This window comes from Chryseobacterium sp. GP-SGM7 (assembly GCF_049166575.1).
Taxonomy (GTDB): domain Bacteria; phylum Bacteroidota; class Bacteroidia; order Flavobacteriales; family Weeksellaceae; genus Chryseobacterium.
On the sequence record NZ_JBMHFF010000005.1, the window covers coordinates 85,754 to 100,200 of the forward strand.

A 14,447-nucleotide genomic window follows, 5' to 3' on the forward strand; every position below is an offset into this window, starting at 1 on the left:
AAATTTCAGCCTTATCAATTCATTTTGGTAAGGCTTTTTTAATTAAAACATACATCAACAATCAAAACAAGATAAAATTTTAACAATTTAACATCAAAATGAAAATTTAGGTATAAACTTTGCATTGAATCAATTTAAAATGAAATAAAATTTCATTGATTCTCAAAATTTGTTCAACATTTAAAAAACTGAATTATGGCTGAAGTTATTACCCAAGAAAAATCCGGAGGAAAGCAAAAAAAGAAAAACGTAAAAATTGACATGACTCCGATGGTCGATCTGAATTTTTTATTACTGATGTTTTTCATGTTTACATCAAGTTTCTCAAAACCTAATGTGATGGATTTGGGTTTGCCTGGAAAAGGTACTGATGGACCGATTTCTCAAATAGGAGATAAAAATCAAATTACTTTCATCATCGGAGAAAACAACAGAGTTTTCTACCACCAAAGCAATGCGAAAGATTTAACAGAAACCGGTCTAAAAGAAACGGATTACAATGGTGTAAATATTTCTAAAATCATTTCTAACGCTTACGAAAAAGCTCCGAAAAAAGATATTTTCACCATCATTGTAAAGCCAACCGATGATGCGAATTACAAAAATTTTGTAGATATGATGGATAATATTTCAATCTCCAAAAAAGATCGATACGGCATAAGCGACATCAAACCCTGGGAAAAGAAAGTTTACGAAAACGTAATAAAATAAACCGAAGAGCATTTTTATAATGCTCTTTTTTTATATAAATTTGAGCATAAATTTTCAAACCATGATGAAAAATATTTTAATTTTAGCAGGAATTGGTATTCTAAGTTTTTCATGCTCAAAAAAAGAAACTACAGAAGTTAACAATAAAGTTGACAGTACAAAAATCGTAGACTCTATTAATATTGTAAGAACAAGACTGAACGACAGTATTAAATCTCAAAATCGTTTTAAAGATTTCAGTGGCAGTCACAAATTTATTTATCAGAATGACAGTTCACCTAAATATTCAGGATCTGTAAATTTTACAAAAATTGAAGGAGAAAGAGATAATTATAATGTTTCAGGAAGTATAAAATCAGGAAATAACTCAGTAACTATTAAAGGTTTCACACAGGTAATTTCACCAAAACACATGAATTTTACCGGTGAGATCACTCAAAAAATTCCGGAAAACGACAACGGAAAACCGTACACCAGGAAAGGTACCAAAACTTTCATGTCTAAAGATGGCGGAAAAACCTACAGACTTCAGGATATGGTAAATGGTTCAGGATTTGTAGATTATATCGACATTCAATACTAAATTTTAAAGTTATGCTCAATTTTGAAAAAAAAGGCGAAGGAAAAGAAACGTTGGTTCTGCTTCATGGTTTTATGGAGAATATTTCAATATGGAGCGACCTTGAAAAAAAACTTTCCGAAGATTTTACACTTTTAAAAATAGATCTTCCGGGACACGGAAAATCTGATATTCTTTCGGAAGTTCACACCATGGAAATGATGGCAGAAGAAGTAAAGAAAGTTCTGGATCATCAAAATTTAGATAAAATACATTTGCTTGGTCATTCGATGGGCGGTTATGTTTCATTAGCTTTTGCCGAAAAATTTCCTGAACCTTTAAAGAGTTTAACTTTATTTTTCTCAACTTATTTTCCGGATGACGCAGAGAAAAAAGAACAGCGTATAAAAAGCTACAGAATTATAAAAGATGCTTTTCCACATTATGCAAAAGCCGGAATTCCGAATTTATTCAATCCCAACGAAAGAGATGTTTTGGAAGGAAAGATAGAAACTGCTTTAGAAGTTGCGCTTTCTACCAATAATCTCGGAGCTTTAGCCTGTGTAAAAGGAATGGTGGAAAGAACTGACAAAAAACATATTTTAGAAACTTTAGAATGTAAAATTTTAGTTCTTGCAGGAAAACATGACAATGCCGTGAAAACCGAAAAGACCATCAACAATCTTCCGGACCGTACCAATATAAAATCTTACGTTCTTGATTGCGGACATAATGGTCATTGGGAAAAACCTGCAATCTGTGCCGAAATAATCAATACCGAACTTCTACATCACTTACCTAAAAAACTGCTTCTATAATTTTAAAATCAATACAAAACAGAATTAATAAGGTTTTCAAATAAATCATGTATCTTAGTAAGGCTTAAATTTTTCAATGGGTTTATTCTCTTTCACAAAAAAGAAACCGATTATAGGACTTACTCTTTCCGGCGGCGGAATGCGTGGAATTGCCCACATTGCCGTTCTTAAAGCTCTGGAAGAATATGATCTGAAACCCGATATTATTTCAGGAACAAGCGCAGGATCAATCGTTGGAGCGTTTTATTCTTTTGGGAAAACACCTAATGAAATGATGAAAATTGTACAGGAGACCACTTTTTTTTCACGTTCATATCTCAAACTTTCCAAAAACGGAATTTTCAGTTCTAAATTTATCCTGAAACTTTTTAATGATCATTTCCCTGAAGACGATTTTAAAATTTTAAAAATCCCACTCTACGTTGCAGCTACAGAAATGACTCACGGGATTGTAGATTTCTTTTCCGAAGGCCAGCTTTTCGGACCACTTTTAGCCTCTTCAAGCGTACCTTTTGTATTGCCTCCCGTAAAAATTGGCGAAAAAATCTATGTTGACGGTGGAGTTTTAGACAATCTACCCATTGAGCCGATCATTGATAAATGTGATTTTTTAATTGGCTCACACGTCAACTCTATCAGTTATGACGGATTGGAAAATATGAGTTTAATGAAAGAATTTGACCGGATTTTACACTTAGCGATTGCTAAATCCGTCTATTCTAAAGCGACTCAATGTGACATTTTTTTAGACCCTCCAAAAATGACGAAGTTCAGTTTATTCAACAAAAAATTTCTTGATGTGATGTTTCAGGAAGTTTATGAATATACGTGTAATAACCTTGAGGAAAGAGGTTACAGAAAGTTATAAATTTTGAATTATTAATTATGAGTTTCTAACTAACTACAAATTTTCCTCAGCAATTCTGTTTTTAAAAGTTTCGATTGTAACGGGTAAAGATTCCATAGATTTTCCGCCGGCTGCATTAATGTGCCCTCCTCCACTGAAATATTTTCTTGAAAACTGATTGACATCTACATCATCCTTACTTCTGAAAGAAATTTTAATAAAATCTTCATAAAGATCTTCCATAAAGAACGCCGCCATTCTTACGCCGACAATACTCAGTCCGTAATTTACAAAACCTTCTGTATCGCCTTTCTGGAAACCATACTCCTGAAGTTCTTCTCTTGTTAAATATAAGACCGCAACTTTTCCTTCATTTACAACTTCTATTCTTCCTAAAATTAAAGCTAATAAATGCATACGTGAAACCGTATTCGTGTCCCAAGTATTGGAAGTAATCACAGAAGGATCTGCACCATTTTCAATCAAGTTAGCAACAATTCTATGCGTGGTTGCACTTGTAGAACGGAAACGGAAACCTCCTGTATCAGTCATAATTCCTGTATAAAGACATTCTGCAATATCTTTGTTTACCAGCTTTTCATCACCCATTGCTTCGATAAAATGATAAACCATCTGACAAGTCGCCGGAATAATAGTATCTGAATACACAAAATCGAAATCTTCAGGCTGTTGATGATGATCGATAAGAATTTTCTTTGCTTTTGCTCTCATCAACCAGTCTCCTAAAAGTCCGATTCTTGCCGGAGAATTAAAATCAAGACAGAAAATTACATCTGCTTCATTAATAATATCAAAAGCAATCTTTCTTTTGTATTCACCGATGATATTTTTCTTTGCTTCAGGCATCCATTTCAGAAATTTCGGAAAATCGTTGGGAACAACAACTTCAGCTTCCAGACCTTTAGCTTTCAGATAATGTTTTAAGCCTAAACTTGAGCCAATAGCGTCTCCATCCGGATTGTAATGGGTAATAATTACAATTTTATTTTCCGGAACAAGAAGTGAATTGATTTCTAAAAGCTCTGCAGGTGTAAACATTTTCTTTAAATTTGAGTCTCCAAAGATAAAGGTTTTAAACGGAATGAATATTAAATATAAGATTACAGACCAACAGTTTTTCTGAAATGATGAAAAAATGATATTAAAAATATTTCAAAAAAAGAAAGATATGTTTGCAACTAATAAAAAAATCTATATCTTTGCAACCTGAAAATTAATAGATAATTACGACTTAAACATATAGTAATGAGTAAAAGAACATTCCAACCATCAGAAAGAAAGAAAAGAAACAAGCACGGTTTCAGAGAAAGAATGTCTACGCCAAACGGAAGAAGAGTTTTGGCAGCGAGAAGAGCTAAAGGCAGAAAAAGCCTTACTGTAAGTTCTGCAAGAGCTAAAAGATAATTCTTTAGTTACAATATACAGATTATGCTTGAAAAGTACTTTTTCAGGCATTTTTTGTTGTTAAAGTATATTAATTTTTAGGTTTATAAAGTTTCTTTTTTTATTTTTAAAATCTGAAAAATTGCTTTCTGAAAAGCCTCTTAAAAATCAAATTATGCCACATACAAATATCTCGGGAGACAGCATTGTAAGTCTGCAAAATGCAAAGATTGCTCAAAAAAACTTTACGGTACTTTCTGATGTCAACCTTAATATTAAAAAAGGAAGATTCTGCTACTTAATCGGGAAGACAGGTTCCGGAAAAAGCTCATTGCTTAAAACTCTTTATGGACACATCCCCTTAGTTGCAGGACAGGCAAAAGTGGTTGGTTTTGATTTGGCTAAATTAAAAGCTTCAGAAATTCCCAATTTGAGGAGAAAGCTGGGAATTGTTTTTCAGGATTTTCAATTGTTATCTGACAGAACGGTTGAAAAAAATCTAAAATTCGTTCTTGAAGCAACCGGATGGAGCGACAAACACAAAATAGACGAGCGCATCAACGAAGTTCTTTCAAGTGTAAACATGAAAGGAAAAAAACATAAAATGCCGCACGAACTTTCAGGTGGAGAGCAGCAACGTATCGCAATTGCAAGAGCACTTCTTAATCATCCTGATCTAATTTTAGCCGATGAGCCGACCGGAAATTTAGATCCTGAAACTTCCAATGAAATTATGACTCTTCTTAAAAAAGTTGCCGAAGACAATCATGCAGCGGTTGTAATGGCAACGCACGATTATCACATGATACAAAATTTTCCTGGAGAAGCAATAAGATGTGAGGACGGGAAGGTTTCTGTGCTTGATACTGCAGAATTATTTGAATAAAAAATTCAGAGATTTTGACACTTCTAATTAAGATCTAATTTCTTTAAATACATGAAACTCTTTAGTGAGTTCAAGATATTGGTCCGAGTATTGTCTCGGACTTTTTTCTATAATAAATTCTGATTCTTCTAAAGGTTTTTCAATTAAAGAAAATTCCAGAATTAATCTTTTTGTTTTTGAGTTTTTTATTCCTTTAATATTGATTTTCCGAATTAAGAACAATTGATTTTGAGAAGCCAATTCAATAAAATTTTCACCAATTTCAAAAGGAATAATTACTGATAAAATCCCGTTCTTAGAAAGTAATTTTGAAGATTTTGAAATCAATTGCTGGAAATTTAGTTCTATTGTTTGCCGCGCCAATTTATCTTTTTCAGAGCTCGATTCTTCAAAATAAGGAGGATTAGAAACAATTAAATCAAATTTTTCATCTGTGTCAAAATTTTTAAAATCCTGATGAATATTTTTTAATCTTAGTTTAAAAAGAGATTGGTTAAAATTTAAACGAGTAAGATCTGCTGCTTCTTTGTTAATGTCAATTCCTAAAAATTTGGCAGAAGCATTTCTCTGAGCCAACATTAAAGAAATTAAACCTGTCCCTGTCCCCATTTCTAGCACTTTCTCCGCATTAGAAATATTCGCTAAAGCACCCAACAAAACACCATCCGTCCCAACACGGAAAACATTTTTTGACTGTTGAATTTCAAATTGTTTAAACTTAAAAGATTTCACTATAAACTTGTCGGTAAAGTAATTGTAAAAGTAGATCCCTTGCCAACTTCAGATTTCACAGAAATTTCACCTTTGTAATCTTCAACCATTTTTCGTACCATTGATAAGCCAAGTCCCATTCCGCTGTTTTTGGATGTGAAATTAGGCTCAAAAATTCTTTCATACATATCTTCCGGAATTCCGACTCCATTATCCTGAACTGAAATAATTACTCTTCTCTGATGTTGTTCGATATCTACATTTACCAAAAGATTTCTGCTGTCACTTTGTGCCTGTTTCGCATTGGTGACAAGATTTGTAATGATTCGTGAAAGAAAAACACGATCCATCGTGATCATAATGTTGCTTTTATTGGCATGAACGAATATCTGATCATCGTTAAATACCCTCAAAATATCATCAATTTCACTGTTCAGATTAATGACCTCGTTATTTTTCTCAGGAAGTTTTGCAAATTCAGAAAACGCAGAAGCCACCGTTGCAATGACATCAATCTGATCAACCATTGTTTTGCTCATCTGCTTCACCCGTTCAGTGACATTGGGGTCGTTTGGATCAAATTTTCTTTCAAAATTCTGAATCGTCAGTTTCATCGGCGTTAAAGGGTTTTTGACTTCGTGAGCAACTTGTTTTGCCATTTCACGCCAAGCTTCTTCAGAAGCTTTAAACCGAAGCCTTTCTTTTTGATCCTGAATCTGAAGGATCATCCTGTTATACGCTCTTGCCAAAGCATTCAATTCATCATTTTTATAATATTTGATTGGTCGCATTTCATTCTCAAATAGAGTGATTCGCGTGATCATATCCGAAAATTTAGTGATGTTTTTCGCTAAATTATTTGAGGTAACCCAACTCAGCCAAATACTGAAAATAATGATGATGAGATCTACCAGAAGAATGTAAATTACATATTTATGCAGAACATCCATGTATGCAGATTCATTGTGATAGAGAGGAATATAGATAATTCCGATTGGCTCCCAATTGTTATTTTTAAGCACCAAATAAGATGAAGTATATACGGCATCTTTATCTGCATCATACCCTCGAATATCATACCGGGTCTCTTTTGAAAGAATACTGTTGACTATTTTAATCGGAATCTTCTTTCGATTGATGAGACCTTTTTCTTTATTCGAAAGAAGGTAATTTCCTTTTAAATCATAAATAATAATGTCGTGCTGATTGATATCTGCAATTTCAAAAATTTTATTGCTTAAAACTTTCTGCAGATCATCTGTTTGTACAGATGTACGGCTCAAAGCATAATCGAAATAAGCCATGACCGCATTTGTTTTCACCTGCATATCAATCTTACTCTGCTGAAGCGCATTATTCCGTAAAACAAAATAAGGCACAAGAGATGATGCAGCGACACTTAAAAGACATATCAGCAAGAAACCGAAAAATACACGGTTTCTTAAGCTATATCCTTTATATTTATTAATTGCCATTCTGCCTGTTAACTAATTTTGAAATGTATTTTCCGATAATATCAAATTCCAGATTGACTTTTTCGCCTACCTGAAGAGAATTCATATTGGTAAATTCCCACGTATAAGGAATAATAGCTACCGAAAATTGAAAATCTTCACTCTTAGCTACCGTTAAACTAATTCCATTTACTGTGATTGAACCTTGAGGAACTGTAACAAAATTACCTTCTGAATTATATTTTACAGTAACAAAATAACTGCCATCTTTGTTTTCGATGCTTACAATTTCACCGGTTTTATCTACGTGACCTTGTACAATGTGCCCGTCAAGCCTTCCGTTCATCATCATACAACGCTCCAGATTGACAACGCTTCCTTCTTTCCAATTTCCCAGATTTGTTTTTTCTAATGTTTCATTAATTGCCGTAACAACATATTGATCGCCTATAATCTCAACGACTGTTAAGCAACAACCGTTGTGAGCTAGACTTTGGTCTATTTTTAATTCGTTTGTGAAAGGGCAACTTAGTGTAAAGTCTATATTCGTTCCGTTCTCATGTATTTTTTCAATAACTCCTACTGCTTCAATAATTCCTGTGAACATATTATTTTTTGCTAAATTTGTAAAATTATAATCTTCAAAGATAATCAAAATGAGCCCAAAAAACCATAAAGTACGAGTAGGAATTTCAATTGGCGACTTCAACGGCATTGGTCCGGAAATCATCATGAAATCTCTGAAAGACAAAACCATTACAGATTTTTTTACTCCTGTTATTTTTGGTTCGGGCAAACTTTTTACTTATCAGAAGAATCTTTTTAAATTAAATTTAAATTTCAACTACATTACAGAAGCTTCACAAGCACAAAACGGGAAACTGAACATGGTAAATCTTGTGAAAGAAAATTCTAACGTAGAATTGGGAAAGCCAACCGAAGAATCTACGAAAATGGCAATCGATTCTCTTGAAGCAGCAACCGAAGCTTTGATAAAAGGAGAAATTGATGTTTTGGTAACTGCACCGATCAACAAGGACGAAATGATGAAAATGGGCTTCAAACACGCAGGTCACACCGGTTATTTTGAAGAAAAGTTTAATAAAAAAGGTTTGATGTTTCTGGTAACAGAAGATTTAAAAGTTGCTGTTTCTACACATCATATTCCTTTGTCACAAGTAGCGGAAAATATTTCTAAAGAAAAAATTAAGAAGCAAATCCGAGCTTTAAACCAGACTTTAATTGAAGATTTTGCGGTTAGAAGACCGAAAATTGCTGTTTTAGGATTAAATCCACATTCTGGCGACGGGGGAGTTATCGGAAATGAAGAAATTGAAATTATTTCACCCGCTATAAAAGAACTTTCAGACAGCGGATTTCTTACTTTCGGACCTTTTCCGGCAGATAGTTATTTCCAACCGGGAAAATATAAAAACTATGATGCCGTTTTAGCAATGTATCACGATCAGGGATTGGCGCCTTTTAAAACTCTAGCTTATGAAGAAGGAGTGAATTATACCGCTGCACTTCCTTTCATCAGAACATCTCCGGATCACGGGGTTGCTTATGATATTGCGGGAAAAAATATTGCAGACGAACAGAGTTTTGTGGAGGCCATTTTTACAGCAATTAAAATCTTTAACAACAGAAATGATTATAAAGATTTGATGAGCAATCGTCTACAGCCAAAAAGAATGCCTTCAGATAACGGAGTCGATGAAGATTTACCGGTAGAAAATGAAATGTAAAATTTATAAACAGATTAAAAATTAATTTGTTACGGATTTTATTTGTAATATTAAAAAAAATGCATATTTTTGCACACTCATTTTATGGACAAGTTAAGAAACTACGATGTAAGCTTTTCCGGATTAAAAACCGGCAAACACGAGTTCAAGTTTGAGATAGATAAAGAGTTCTTTCAATTATTTGACACTGAACAGGAATTTACAGAACCTAAAATTGCAGTAGATGTTTTGCTTGATAAACACACTACTTTTTTAGAATTTGAAATTAAAGTAGATGGTACAGTAGAATTGGTTTGTGATATTACAAACGAAAATTTCACTCATCCCATCGAAAACCAAATCGGTATTTTGGTGAAGTTTGGCGAAGAATACGATGACAGCGAAGAAGATGTGATCACCATTCCTACCAACGACCATGCTTTCAATGTAGCTCATCTGATCTACGAAAATGTGGCGCTCTCCATACCAATGAAGAAAATATCACCCAATATAAGTGATGAAGATTTGGAAATTCTTGAAAAATTCAGTCCAAAAGAAATACAAAAAGAGGAAGAACAGCAAAGCGATCCAAGATGGGACGCTCTAAAAAATTTAAAGAATAAAAATTAAATAGTTTAATGATGGGATGAGGAATCTCATCGATCATCAATTAAAAAAGTTATTACAAAATGGCACATCCAAAGAGAAGACAGTCGTCTACAAGAAGAGATAAGAGAAGAACTCATTACAAAGCCGTAGTTCCTCAATTAGCAAAAGATGCTACAACAGGTGAAATGCACCTTTACCACAGAGCTCACTGGCATGAAGGAAAACTTTATTACAGAGGTAAAGTAGTATTGGAAAAAGAAGTAGCAACTACTGAAGAAAACTAAGAGTCGATTTTCCTCGAAAAACACTCGTTTTTATACAGAAACCGCCCTATTTTCATAAAATTTGGCGGTTTTTTGTTGTTTTTTAGGTTTTTTTGGTATCTTTGGCTCAAAATCAAATATCAAATTTATGGACATTAAAGACATACAAAATCTTATTAAGTTTGTATCTAAAGCTGAAGTTTCTGAAGTAAAATACAAAACAAAAGATTTCGAAATTACTATTAAAACTCCACTTGGAGGTAATGAAGTAAGCTATGTTGCTCAACCTGCAATGTATCAGCAAGCTCCTCAACAAGTTGCTCCGGGTCATGCTCCTGCTGCGGTTTCTGCATCTCCGGAAAAGACTGAAGCTGCTTCTGATGATAGTAAATTTGTGACTATTAAATCTCCTATGATTGGAACTTTCTACAGAAAACCATCTCCGGACAAAGATGTTTTTGTAAATGTAGGTGACGAAGTTTCTGTTGGAAAAGTGGTTTGCGTAATCGAAGCAATGAAATTATTCAACCAAATCGACTCTGAAGTAAGCGGTAAAATTGTTAAGATTTTAGTTGATGATGCTACTCCGGTAGAATATGACCAACCATTATTCTTAGTAGATCCATCTTAATTATAATTGATTAATGATGATTGATAATTGATGACAAAATCAATTTCAAATTTTCAAATTTTCAAATTTTAAATCAAATTAAGATGTTCAAAAAAATATTAATTGCCAATCGTGGCGAAATTGCAATGCGTATTTTACGTACTTGTAAAGAAATGGGAATCAAAACGGTTGCAGTATACTCTACTGCAGATAAAGACAGTCTTCACGTAAGATTTGCTGACGAAGCTGTTTGTATTGGTCCTGCGATGAGTAAAGATTCATACTTAAAAATTCCTAATATTATTGCTGCTGCAGAAATTACCAATGCAGATGCAATTCACCCGGGTTACGGTTTCTTATCTGAAAATGCCAATTTCTCAAGAATCTGTCAGAAAAACGGTATCAAATTTATTGGTGCAAGTCCTGAGCAAATCGAGAGAATGGGAGATAAAGCCAACGCTAAAGCAACCATGAAAGCAGCAAACGTGCCTTGTGTACCTGGTTCTGAAGGTTTAATTGAATCTTACGAACATGCTGTAAAAACTGCTGAAGAAACAGGTTATCCTGTAATGATTAAAGCTACTGCCGGTGGTGGTGGAAAAGGAATGAGAGCTGTCTGGAAAGCCGAAGATCTTAAAGAACACTGGGAATCTGCCATTCAGGAAGCGGTTGCTGCATTCGGAAACGGAGGTATGTATATGGAAAAACTGATTGAAGAACCAAGACACATTGAAATTCAGGTTGCGGGAGACCAGTTTGGTAAAGCTTGTCACCTTTCTGAAAGAGATTGCTCCGTTCAAAGAAGGAATCAAAAATTGACAGAAGAAACTCCATCTCCTTTCATGACGGATGAACTTCGTGAGAAAATGGGTGAAGCTGCTGTAAAAGCTGCTGAATTTATCGGTTATGAAGGTGTAGGAACAATCGAATTTTTGGTTGACAAGCACAGAAATTTCTATTTCATGGAAATGAATACGAGAATTCAGGTTGAACACCCGATTACTGAACAAGTAATCGATTATGACCTGATCAGAGAGCAAATTCTTTTAGCTGCAGGAACTCCAATTTCTGGAATTAATCATTATCCGAAATTACATTCAATTGAATGCAGAATCAATGCGGAAGATCCTTATGCTGACTTCAGACCGTCACCAGGGAAAATTACAGGATTAAATATTCCCGGAGGACACGGAATCAGAGTTGATACGCACGTTTATTCAGGATATACAATACCTTCCAACTATGATTCAATGATTGCAAAGCTAATCACTACGGCACAAACCCGTGAAGAAGCAATTGCAAAAATGAAGCGAGCTTTGGAAGAGTTCTATGTTGAAGGCGTAAAAACTACCATTCCTTTCCACAGACAGTTGATGGAAGATGAAGCTTATCTTTCAGGAAACTACACGACAAAATTCATGGAGAGTTTTGTAATGGATAGAAAGTATGATAATAATTAAGATTATTTTGATATAAATTACTGAAACCGTCTCACTTCGAGGCGTTTTTTTTTGATTTAAAATTTACCAAACCTTTTATTCGAACAGAAAAAAGATATAAAAACCAAAACTCTGCTGAAGTTTACTAAATATCTTCCGGATTCCTTACCAAATCTTCAAACCTCTTCTGAATCTTAATTTTAAACAGAAATAATTTTGTTTAACTAAGTTATTTATAATGGCTAAATTTGTAAAAATCAAAATTTATGTCAACAGTTACAGCAAAGAACTCGCAATACTTTATCGAACTTGAAGAAAAGCACGGCGCACACAACTATCATCCTCTTCCGGTAGTTTTGGATAAAGGTGAAGGTGTTTTTGTCTGGGATGTTGAAGGTAAGAAATACTACGATTTTCTTTCCGCTTATTCTGCTGTAAATCAAGGTCATTCACACCCTAAAATTGTTGATGCGTTAATTAATCAGGCTAAAAAACTGGCTCTAACTTCAAGAGCATTTTACAATTCGAGTTTAGGGGAATACGAGAAAAAAATCACTACTCTTTTTGGTTTTGATAAGGTTTTACCGATGAATTCTGGAGCTGAAGCAGTAGAAACGGCCGTAAAATTAGCAAGAAAATGGAGTTACGAAGTAAAAGGAATTTCCGAAAATGCAGCTAAAATTATTGTTTGTGAAAATAATTTTCACGGAAGAACCACAACCATTGTTTCTTTCTCAAATGATCCTGATGCAAACAAAAATTACGGACCTTTCACACCAGGATTTGTGAAAATTCCATACAATGATCTTGATGCTTTAGAAAACGTTCTTAAAAATGACGCCCAAAATATTGCTGCATTTTTGGTTGAACCGATTCAAGGGGAAGCCGGAGTTTATGTTCCGGACGAAAATTTCCTTAAAAATGCTTCAGAACTTTGCAGAAAACATAATGTATTGTTTATTGCAGACGAAGTTCAGACAGGAATTGCAAGAACAGGGAAATTAATTGCTTGTCATCACGAAAATGTACAACCTGATATTTTGATTTTAGGTAAAGCACTTTCTGGCGGAATGTATCCTGTTTCCGCAGTTTTGGCAAATGATGAAATTATGAACGTCATTAAACCGGGACAACATGGTTCTACTTTTGGTGGAAATCCGATTGCCTGTGCAGTTGCTATTGCTGCTTTAGACGTTGTGGAAGAAGAAAAACTCTCTGAAAGAGCTGAAGAATTAGGAAAACTATTCAGAAGTGAAATTGAAAAAGTAATTGAGAAATCAGATTTGATTACAAAAGTTCGTGGGAAAGGTTTACTGAACGCAATTTTAATTAATGATACACCAGAAAGTTCTACCGCATGGAATCTTTGTTTACAGTTAAAAGAAAACGGCTTACTGGCAAAACCAACTCACGGAAACATCATCAGATTAGCACCGCCTTTGGTCATTACAGAAGAACAATTATTAGATTGCGTAAGCATAATTGAAAAGACAATTTTAGAATATAAAAATTAGATTTTTTACCATATTTAAAAAATTAATAACACTCAAAATCAGGGTGTTATTTTTTCATCAATAAAAACAGTGCAGCTTTACAAAGATTTTCGAATTTCGAAATAAACAGTATTTTTGTACTGACAACAACACAGCAATGAAACTTTCCGTAGCAATTATCACCTTTAATGAAGAAAGAATAATCGAAAAAAATCTGAATACAGTACATGATTTAGCCGATGAAATCATCATTGTAGACAGTTTTTCTAAAGACTGTACAGGAGAAATCTGCTCAAAATTCCCAAAAGTAAAATTCATTCAGCAGAAATTTTTAGGTTTTGGAAAACAGAAGAATTTTGCTATTGAAAAATGTCAGTCAGAGTGGATTTTATTTTTAGATTCAGATGAAATTCCTGATGAAGAACTGAAAAATTCTATTCGAAAAACTATTTCTGAAGCCCGATCAGAGTTTAATGTTTACGATGTTGAGTTTAATAATATTTTTTTAGGGGAAACTTTAAAATATGGAGGTTGGGGAAACATCAAAAGAGAAAGACTTTTCAAAAAAGGTTACGGAAAATATTCCGAAGACATCGTTCATGAAGAATTTATAACATCTGAACCTAAAGGAAAATTAAAAGGAAAAATCAATCATTACACATACAAAGATATTTATCATCATATCGAAAAATCTAACAAATACACTTCGATGATGGCTGAAAAAATGTACAAAAACGGCAAGAAATCTAATTTATTTAAAATTTTATTTAAACCTCTTTTTCAATTCTTCAAGTCTTATTTTTTACGTCTAGGCTTTCTGGATGGATTGGTTGGATATTATGCCGCTGCAACCGCCGCATTCTACACTTTTCTAAAATATAAAAAACTTCACGAAATTCATAAATTCAAATAAGCC

The 14,447-nt window shown here is 33.8% G+C and carries 17 protein-coding genes; 13 read left to right on the plus strand and 4 right to left on the minus strand.

Features of this window, described 5'->3' with window-relative positions:
• Positions 1–195: 195 nt before the first annotated feature.
• From ACOOWA_RS17155 to ACOOWA_RS17170, 4 genes are all read left to right on the plus strand, one after another.
• Positions 196–711 (plus strand): ExbD/TolR family protein, encoded by a 516-nt coding sequence (locus ACOOWA_RS17155; RefSeq protein ID WP_421377048.1) that lies wholly within the window; start codon positions 196–198, stop codon positions 709–711.
• 61 nt (positions 712–772) lie between these two features.
• On the plus strand, positions 773–1,294 hold the full coding sequence (locus ACOOWA_RS17160) for a hypothetical protein (RefSeq protein ID WP_421377050.1): 522 nt from the start codon (positions 773–775) through the stop codon (positions 1,292–1,294).
• An 11-nt stretch (positions 1,295–1,305) separates the two neighbouring features.
• Entirely contained in the window at positions 1,306–2,088 is a 783-nt protein-coding gene (locus ACOOWA_RS17165; RefSeq protein WP_421377051.1) for an alpha/beta fold hydrolase, read from the plus strand.
• A 76-nt stretch (positions 2,089–2,164) separates the two neighbouring features.
• Positions 2,165–2,956 carry a patatin-like phospholipase family protein gene (locus ACOOWA_RS17170; RefSeq protein ID WP_421377053.1) on the plus strand — a complete coding sequence of 264 codons (792 nt, stop codon included), beginning with the start codon at positions 2,165–2,167 and terminating at the stop codon, positions 2,954–2,956.
• 33 nt (positions 2,957–2,989) lie between these two features.
• Here the strand turns inward: ACOOWA_RS17170 and ACOOWA_RS17175 are convergent, their stop codons facing one another.
• Positions 2,990–3,994, minus strand: coding sequence for a DHH family phosphoesterase (locus ACOOWA_RS17175; protein ID WP_421377054.1), 1,005 nt, complete (start codon positions 3,992–3,994; stop codon positions 2,990–2,992).
• 207 nt (positions 3,995–4,201) lie between these two features.
• On the opposite strand from ACOOWA_RS17175, the gene rpmH reads away from it, so the two are divergent.
• Both rpmH and ACOOWA_RS17185 read left to right on the plus strand, forming a co-directional pair.
• Positions 4,202–4,360, plus strand: a complete 159-nt coding sequence (gene rpmH / locus ACOOWA_RS17180; protein WP_034679005.1) for a 50S ribosomal protein L34 — start codon at positions 4,202–4,204, stop codon at positions 4,358–4,360.
• Between the two features lie 154 nt (positions 4,361–4,514).
• Entirely contained in the window at positions 4,515–5,225 is a 711-nt protein-coding gene (locus tag ACOOWA_RS17185; RefSeq protein ID WP_421377056.1) for a cell division ATP-binding protein FtsE, read from the plus strand.
• 27 nt (positions 5,226–5,252) lie between these two features.
• Here the strand turns inward: ACOOWA_RS17185 and ACOOWA_RS17190 are convergent, their stop codons facing one another.
• From ACOOWA_RS17190 to ACOOWA_RS17200, 3 genes are read right to left on the minus strand one after another with little or no spacing between them, the layout of a single operon-like run.
• Positions 5,253–5,957 carry a tRNA1(Val) (adenine(37)-N6)-methyltransferase gene (locus ACOOWA_RS17190; protein ID WP_421377058.1) on the minus strand — a complete coding sequence of 235 codons (705 nt, stop codon included), beginning with the start codon at positions 5,955–5,957 and terminating at the stop codon, positions 5,253–5,255.
• Positions 5,957–7,411 carry a sensor histidine kinase gene (locus tag ACOOWA_RS17195; RefSeq protein WP_421377060.1) on the minus strand — a complete coding sequence of 485 codons (1,455 nt, stop codon included), beginning with the start codon at positions 7,409–7,411 and terminating at the stop codon, positions 5,957–5,959. The genes ACOOWA_RS17190 and ACOOWA_RS17195 overlap by 1 nt, the downstream gene beginning before the upstream one ends.
• The gene (locus ACOOWA_RS17200; protein ID WP_421377062.1) at positions 7,401–7,997 is read right to left on the minus strand and encodes a riboflavin synthase; all 597 of its coding nucleotides are present in this window, start codon (positions 7,995–7,997) and stop codon (positions 7,401–7,403) included. Before ACOOWA_RS17200 ends, ACOOWA_RS17195 begins: the two co-directional genes overlap by 11 nt.
• 49 nt (positions 7,998–8,046) lie before the next feature.
• On the opposite strand from ACOOWA_RS17200, the gene pdxA reads away from it, so the two are divergent.
• From pdxA to ACOOWA_RS17235, 7 genes are all read left to right on the plus strand, one after another.
• A complete protein-coding gene (pdxA, locus tag ACOOWA_RS17205; protein WP_421377064.1) occupies positions 8,047–9,138 on the plus strand; it encodes a 4-hydroxythreonine-4-phosphate dehydrogenase PdxA in 1,092 nt (363 codons plus the stop codon).
• Positions 9,139–9,222: 84 nt separating this feature from the next.
• Positions 9,223–9,747 (plus strand): YceD family protein, encoded by a 525-nt coding sequence (locus ACOOWA_RS17210; RefSeq protein ID WP_421377065.1) that lies wholly within the window; start codon positions 9,223–9,225, stop codon positions 9,745–9,747.
• Positions 9,748–9,806: 59 nt separating this feature from the next.
• Positions 9,807–10,010 (plus strand): 50S ribosomal protein L32, encoded by a 204-nt coding sequence (rpmF, locus tag ACOOWA_RS17215; RefSeq protein ID WP_034678990.1) that lies wholly within the window; start codon positions 9,807–9,809, stop codon positions 10,008–10,010.
• Positions 10,011–10,137: 127 nt separating this feature from the next.
• Positions 10,138–10,620 (plus strand): acetyl-CoA carboxylase biotin carboxyl carrier protein, encoded by a 483-nt coding sequence (gene accB / locus ACOOWA_RS17220; RefSeq protein WP_421377067.1) that lies wholly within the window; start codon positions 10,138–10,140, stop codon positions 10,618–10,620.
• Between the two features lie 83 nt (positions 10,621–10,703).
• The gene (gene accC / locus ACOOWA_RS17225) at positions 10,704–12,059 is read left to right on the plus strand and encodes an acetyl-CoA carboxylase biotin carboxylase subunit (RefSeq protein WP_421377068.1); all 1,356 of its coding nucleotides are present in this window, start codon (positions 10,704–10,706) and stop codon (positions 12,057–12,059) included.
• A gap of 245 nt (positions 12,060–12,304) precedes the next feature.
• On the plus strand, positions 12,305–13,552 hold the full coding sequence (gene rocD, locus ACOOWA_RS17230) for an ornithine--oxo-acid transaminase (protein WP_421377069.1): 1,248 nt from the start codon (positions 12,305–12,307) through the stop codon (positions 13,550–13,552).
• A gap of 136 nt (positions 13,553–13,688) precedes the next feature.
• Positions 13,689–14,444, plus strand: coding sequence for a glycosyltransferase family 2 protein (locus ACOOWA_RS17235; protein ID WP_421377071.1), 756 nt, complete (start codon positions 13,689–13,691; stop codon positions 14,442–14,444).
• Positions 14,445–14,447 lie beyond the last annotated feature (3 nt).

What these genes read in the sequence shown, in the direction of transcription:
- ACOOWA_RS17155 (WP_421377048.1), top strand. Translation starts at nt 196, where the DNA reads ATGGCTGAAGTTATTACCCAAGAAAAATCCGGAGGAAAGCAAAAAAAG.
- ACOOWA_RS17160 (WP_421377050.1), top strand. Translation starts at nt 773, where the DNA reads ATGATGAAAAATATTTTAATTTTAGCAGGAATTGGTATTCTAAGTTTT.
- ACOOWA_RS17165 (WP_421377051.1), top strand. Translation starts at nt 1,306, where the DNA reads ATGCTCAATTTTGAAAAAAAAGGCGAAGGAAAAGAAACGTTGGTTCTG.
- ACOOWA_RS17170 (WP_421377053.1), top strand. Translation starts at nt 2,165, where the DNA reads ATGGGTTTATTCTCTTTCACAAAAAAGAAACCGATTATAGGACTTACT.
- ACOOWA_RS17175 (WP_421377054.1), bottom strand. Translation starts at nt 3,994, where the DNA reads ATGTTTACACCTGCAGAGCTTTTAGAAATCAATTCACTTCTTGTTCCG.
- rpmH (WP_034679005.1), top strand. Translation starts at nt 4,202, where the DNA reads ATGAGTAAAAGAACATTCCAACCATCAGAAAGAAAGAAAAGAAACAAG.
- ACOOWA_RS17185 (WP_421377056.1), top strand. Translation starts at nt 4,515, where the DNA reads ATGCCACATACAAATATCTCGGGAGACAGCATTGTAAGTCTGCAAAAT.
- ACOOWA_RS17195 (WP_421377060.1), bottom strand. Translation starts at nt 7,411, where the DNA reads ATGGCAATTAATAAATATAAAGGATATAGCTTAAGAAACCGTGTATTT.
- ACOOWA_RS17200 (WP_421377062.1), bottom strand. Translation starts at nt 7,997, where the DNA reads ATGTTCACAGGAATTATTGAAGCAGTAGGAGTTATTGAAAAAATACAT.
- pdxA (WP_421377064.1), top strand. Translation starts at nt 8,047, where the DNA reads ATGAGCCCAAAAAACCATAAAGTACGAGTAGGAATTTCAATTGGCGAC.
- ACOOWA_RS17210 (WP_421377065.1), top strand. Translation starts at nt 9,223, where the DNA reads ATGGACAAGTTAAGAAACTACGATGTAAGCTTTTCCGGATTAAAAACC.
- rpmF (WP_034678990.1), top strand. Translation starts at nt 9,807, where the DNA reads ATGGCACATCCAAAGAGAAGACAGTCGTCTACAAGAAGAGATAAGAGA.
- accB (WP_421377067.1), top strand. Translation starts at nt 10,138, where the DNA reads ATGGACATTAAAGACATACAAAATCTTATTAAGTTTGTATCTAAAGCT.
- accC (WP_421377068.1), top strand. Translation starts at nt 10,704, where the DNA reads ATGTTCAAAAAAATATTAATTGCCAATCGTGGCGAAATTGCAATGCGT.
- rocD (WP_421377069.1), top strand. Translation starts at nt 12,305, where the DNA reads ATGTCAACAGTTACAGCAAAGAACTCGCAATACTTTATCGAACTTGAA.
- ACOOWA_RS17235 (WP_421377071.1), top strand. Translation starts at nt 13,689, where the DNA reads ATGAAACTTTCCGTAGCAATTATCACCTTTAATGAAGAAAGAATAATC.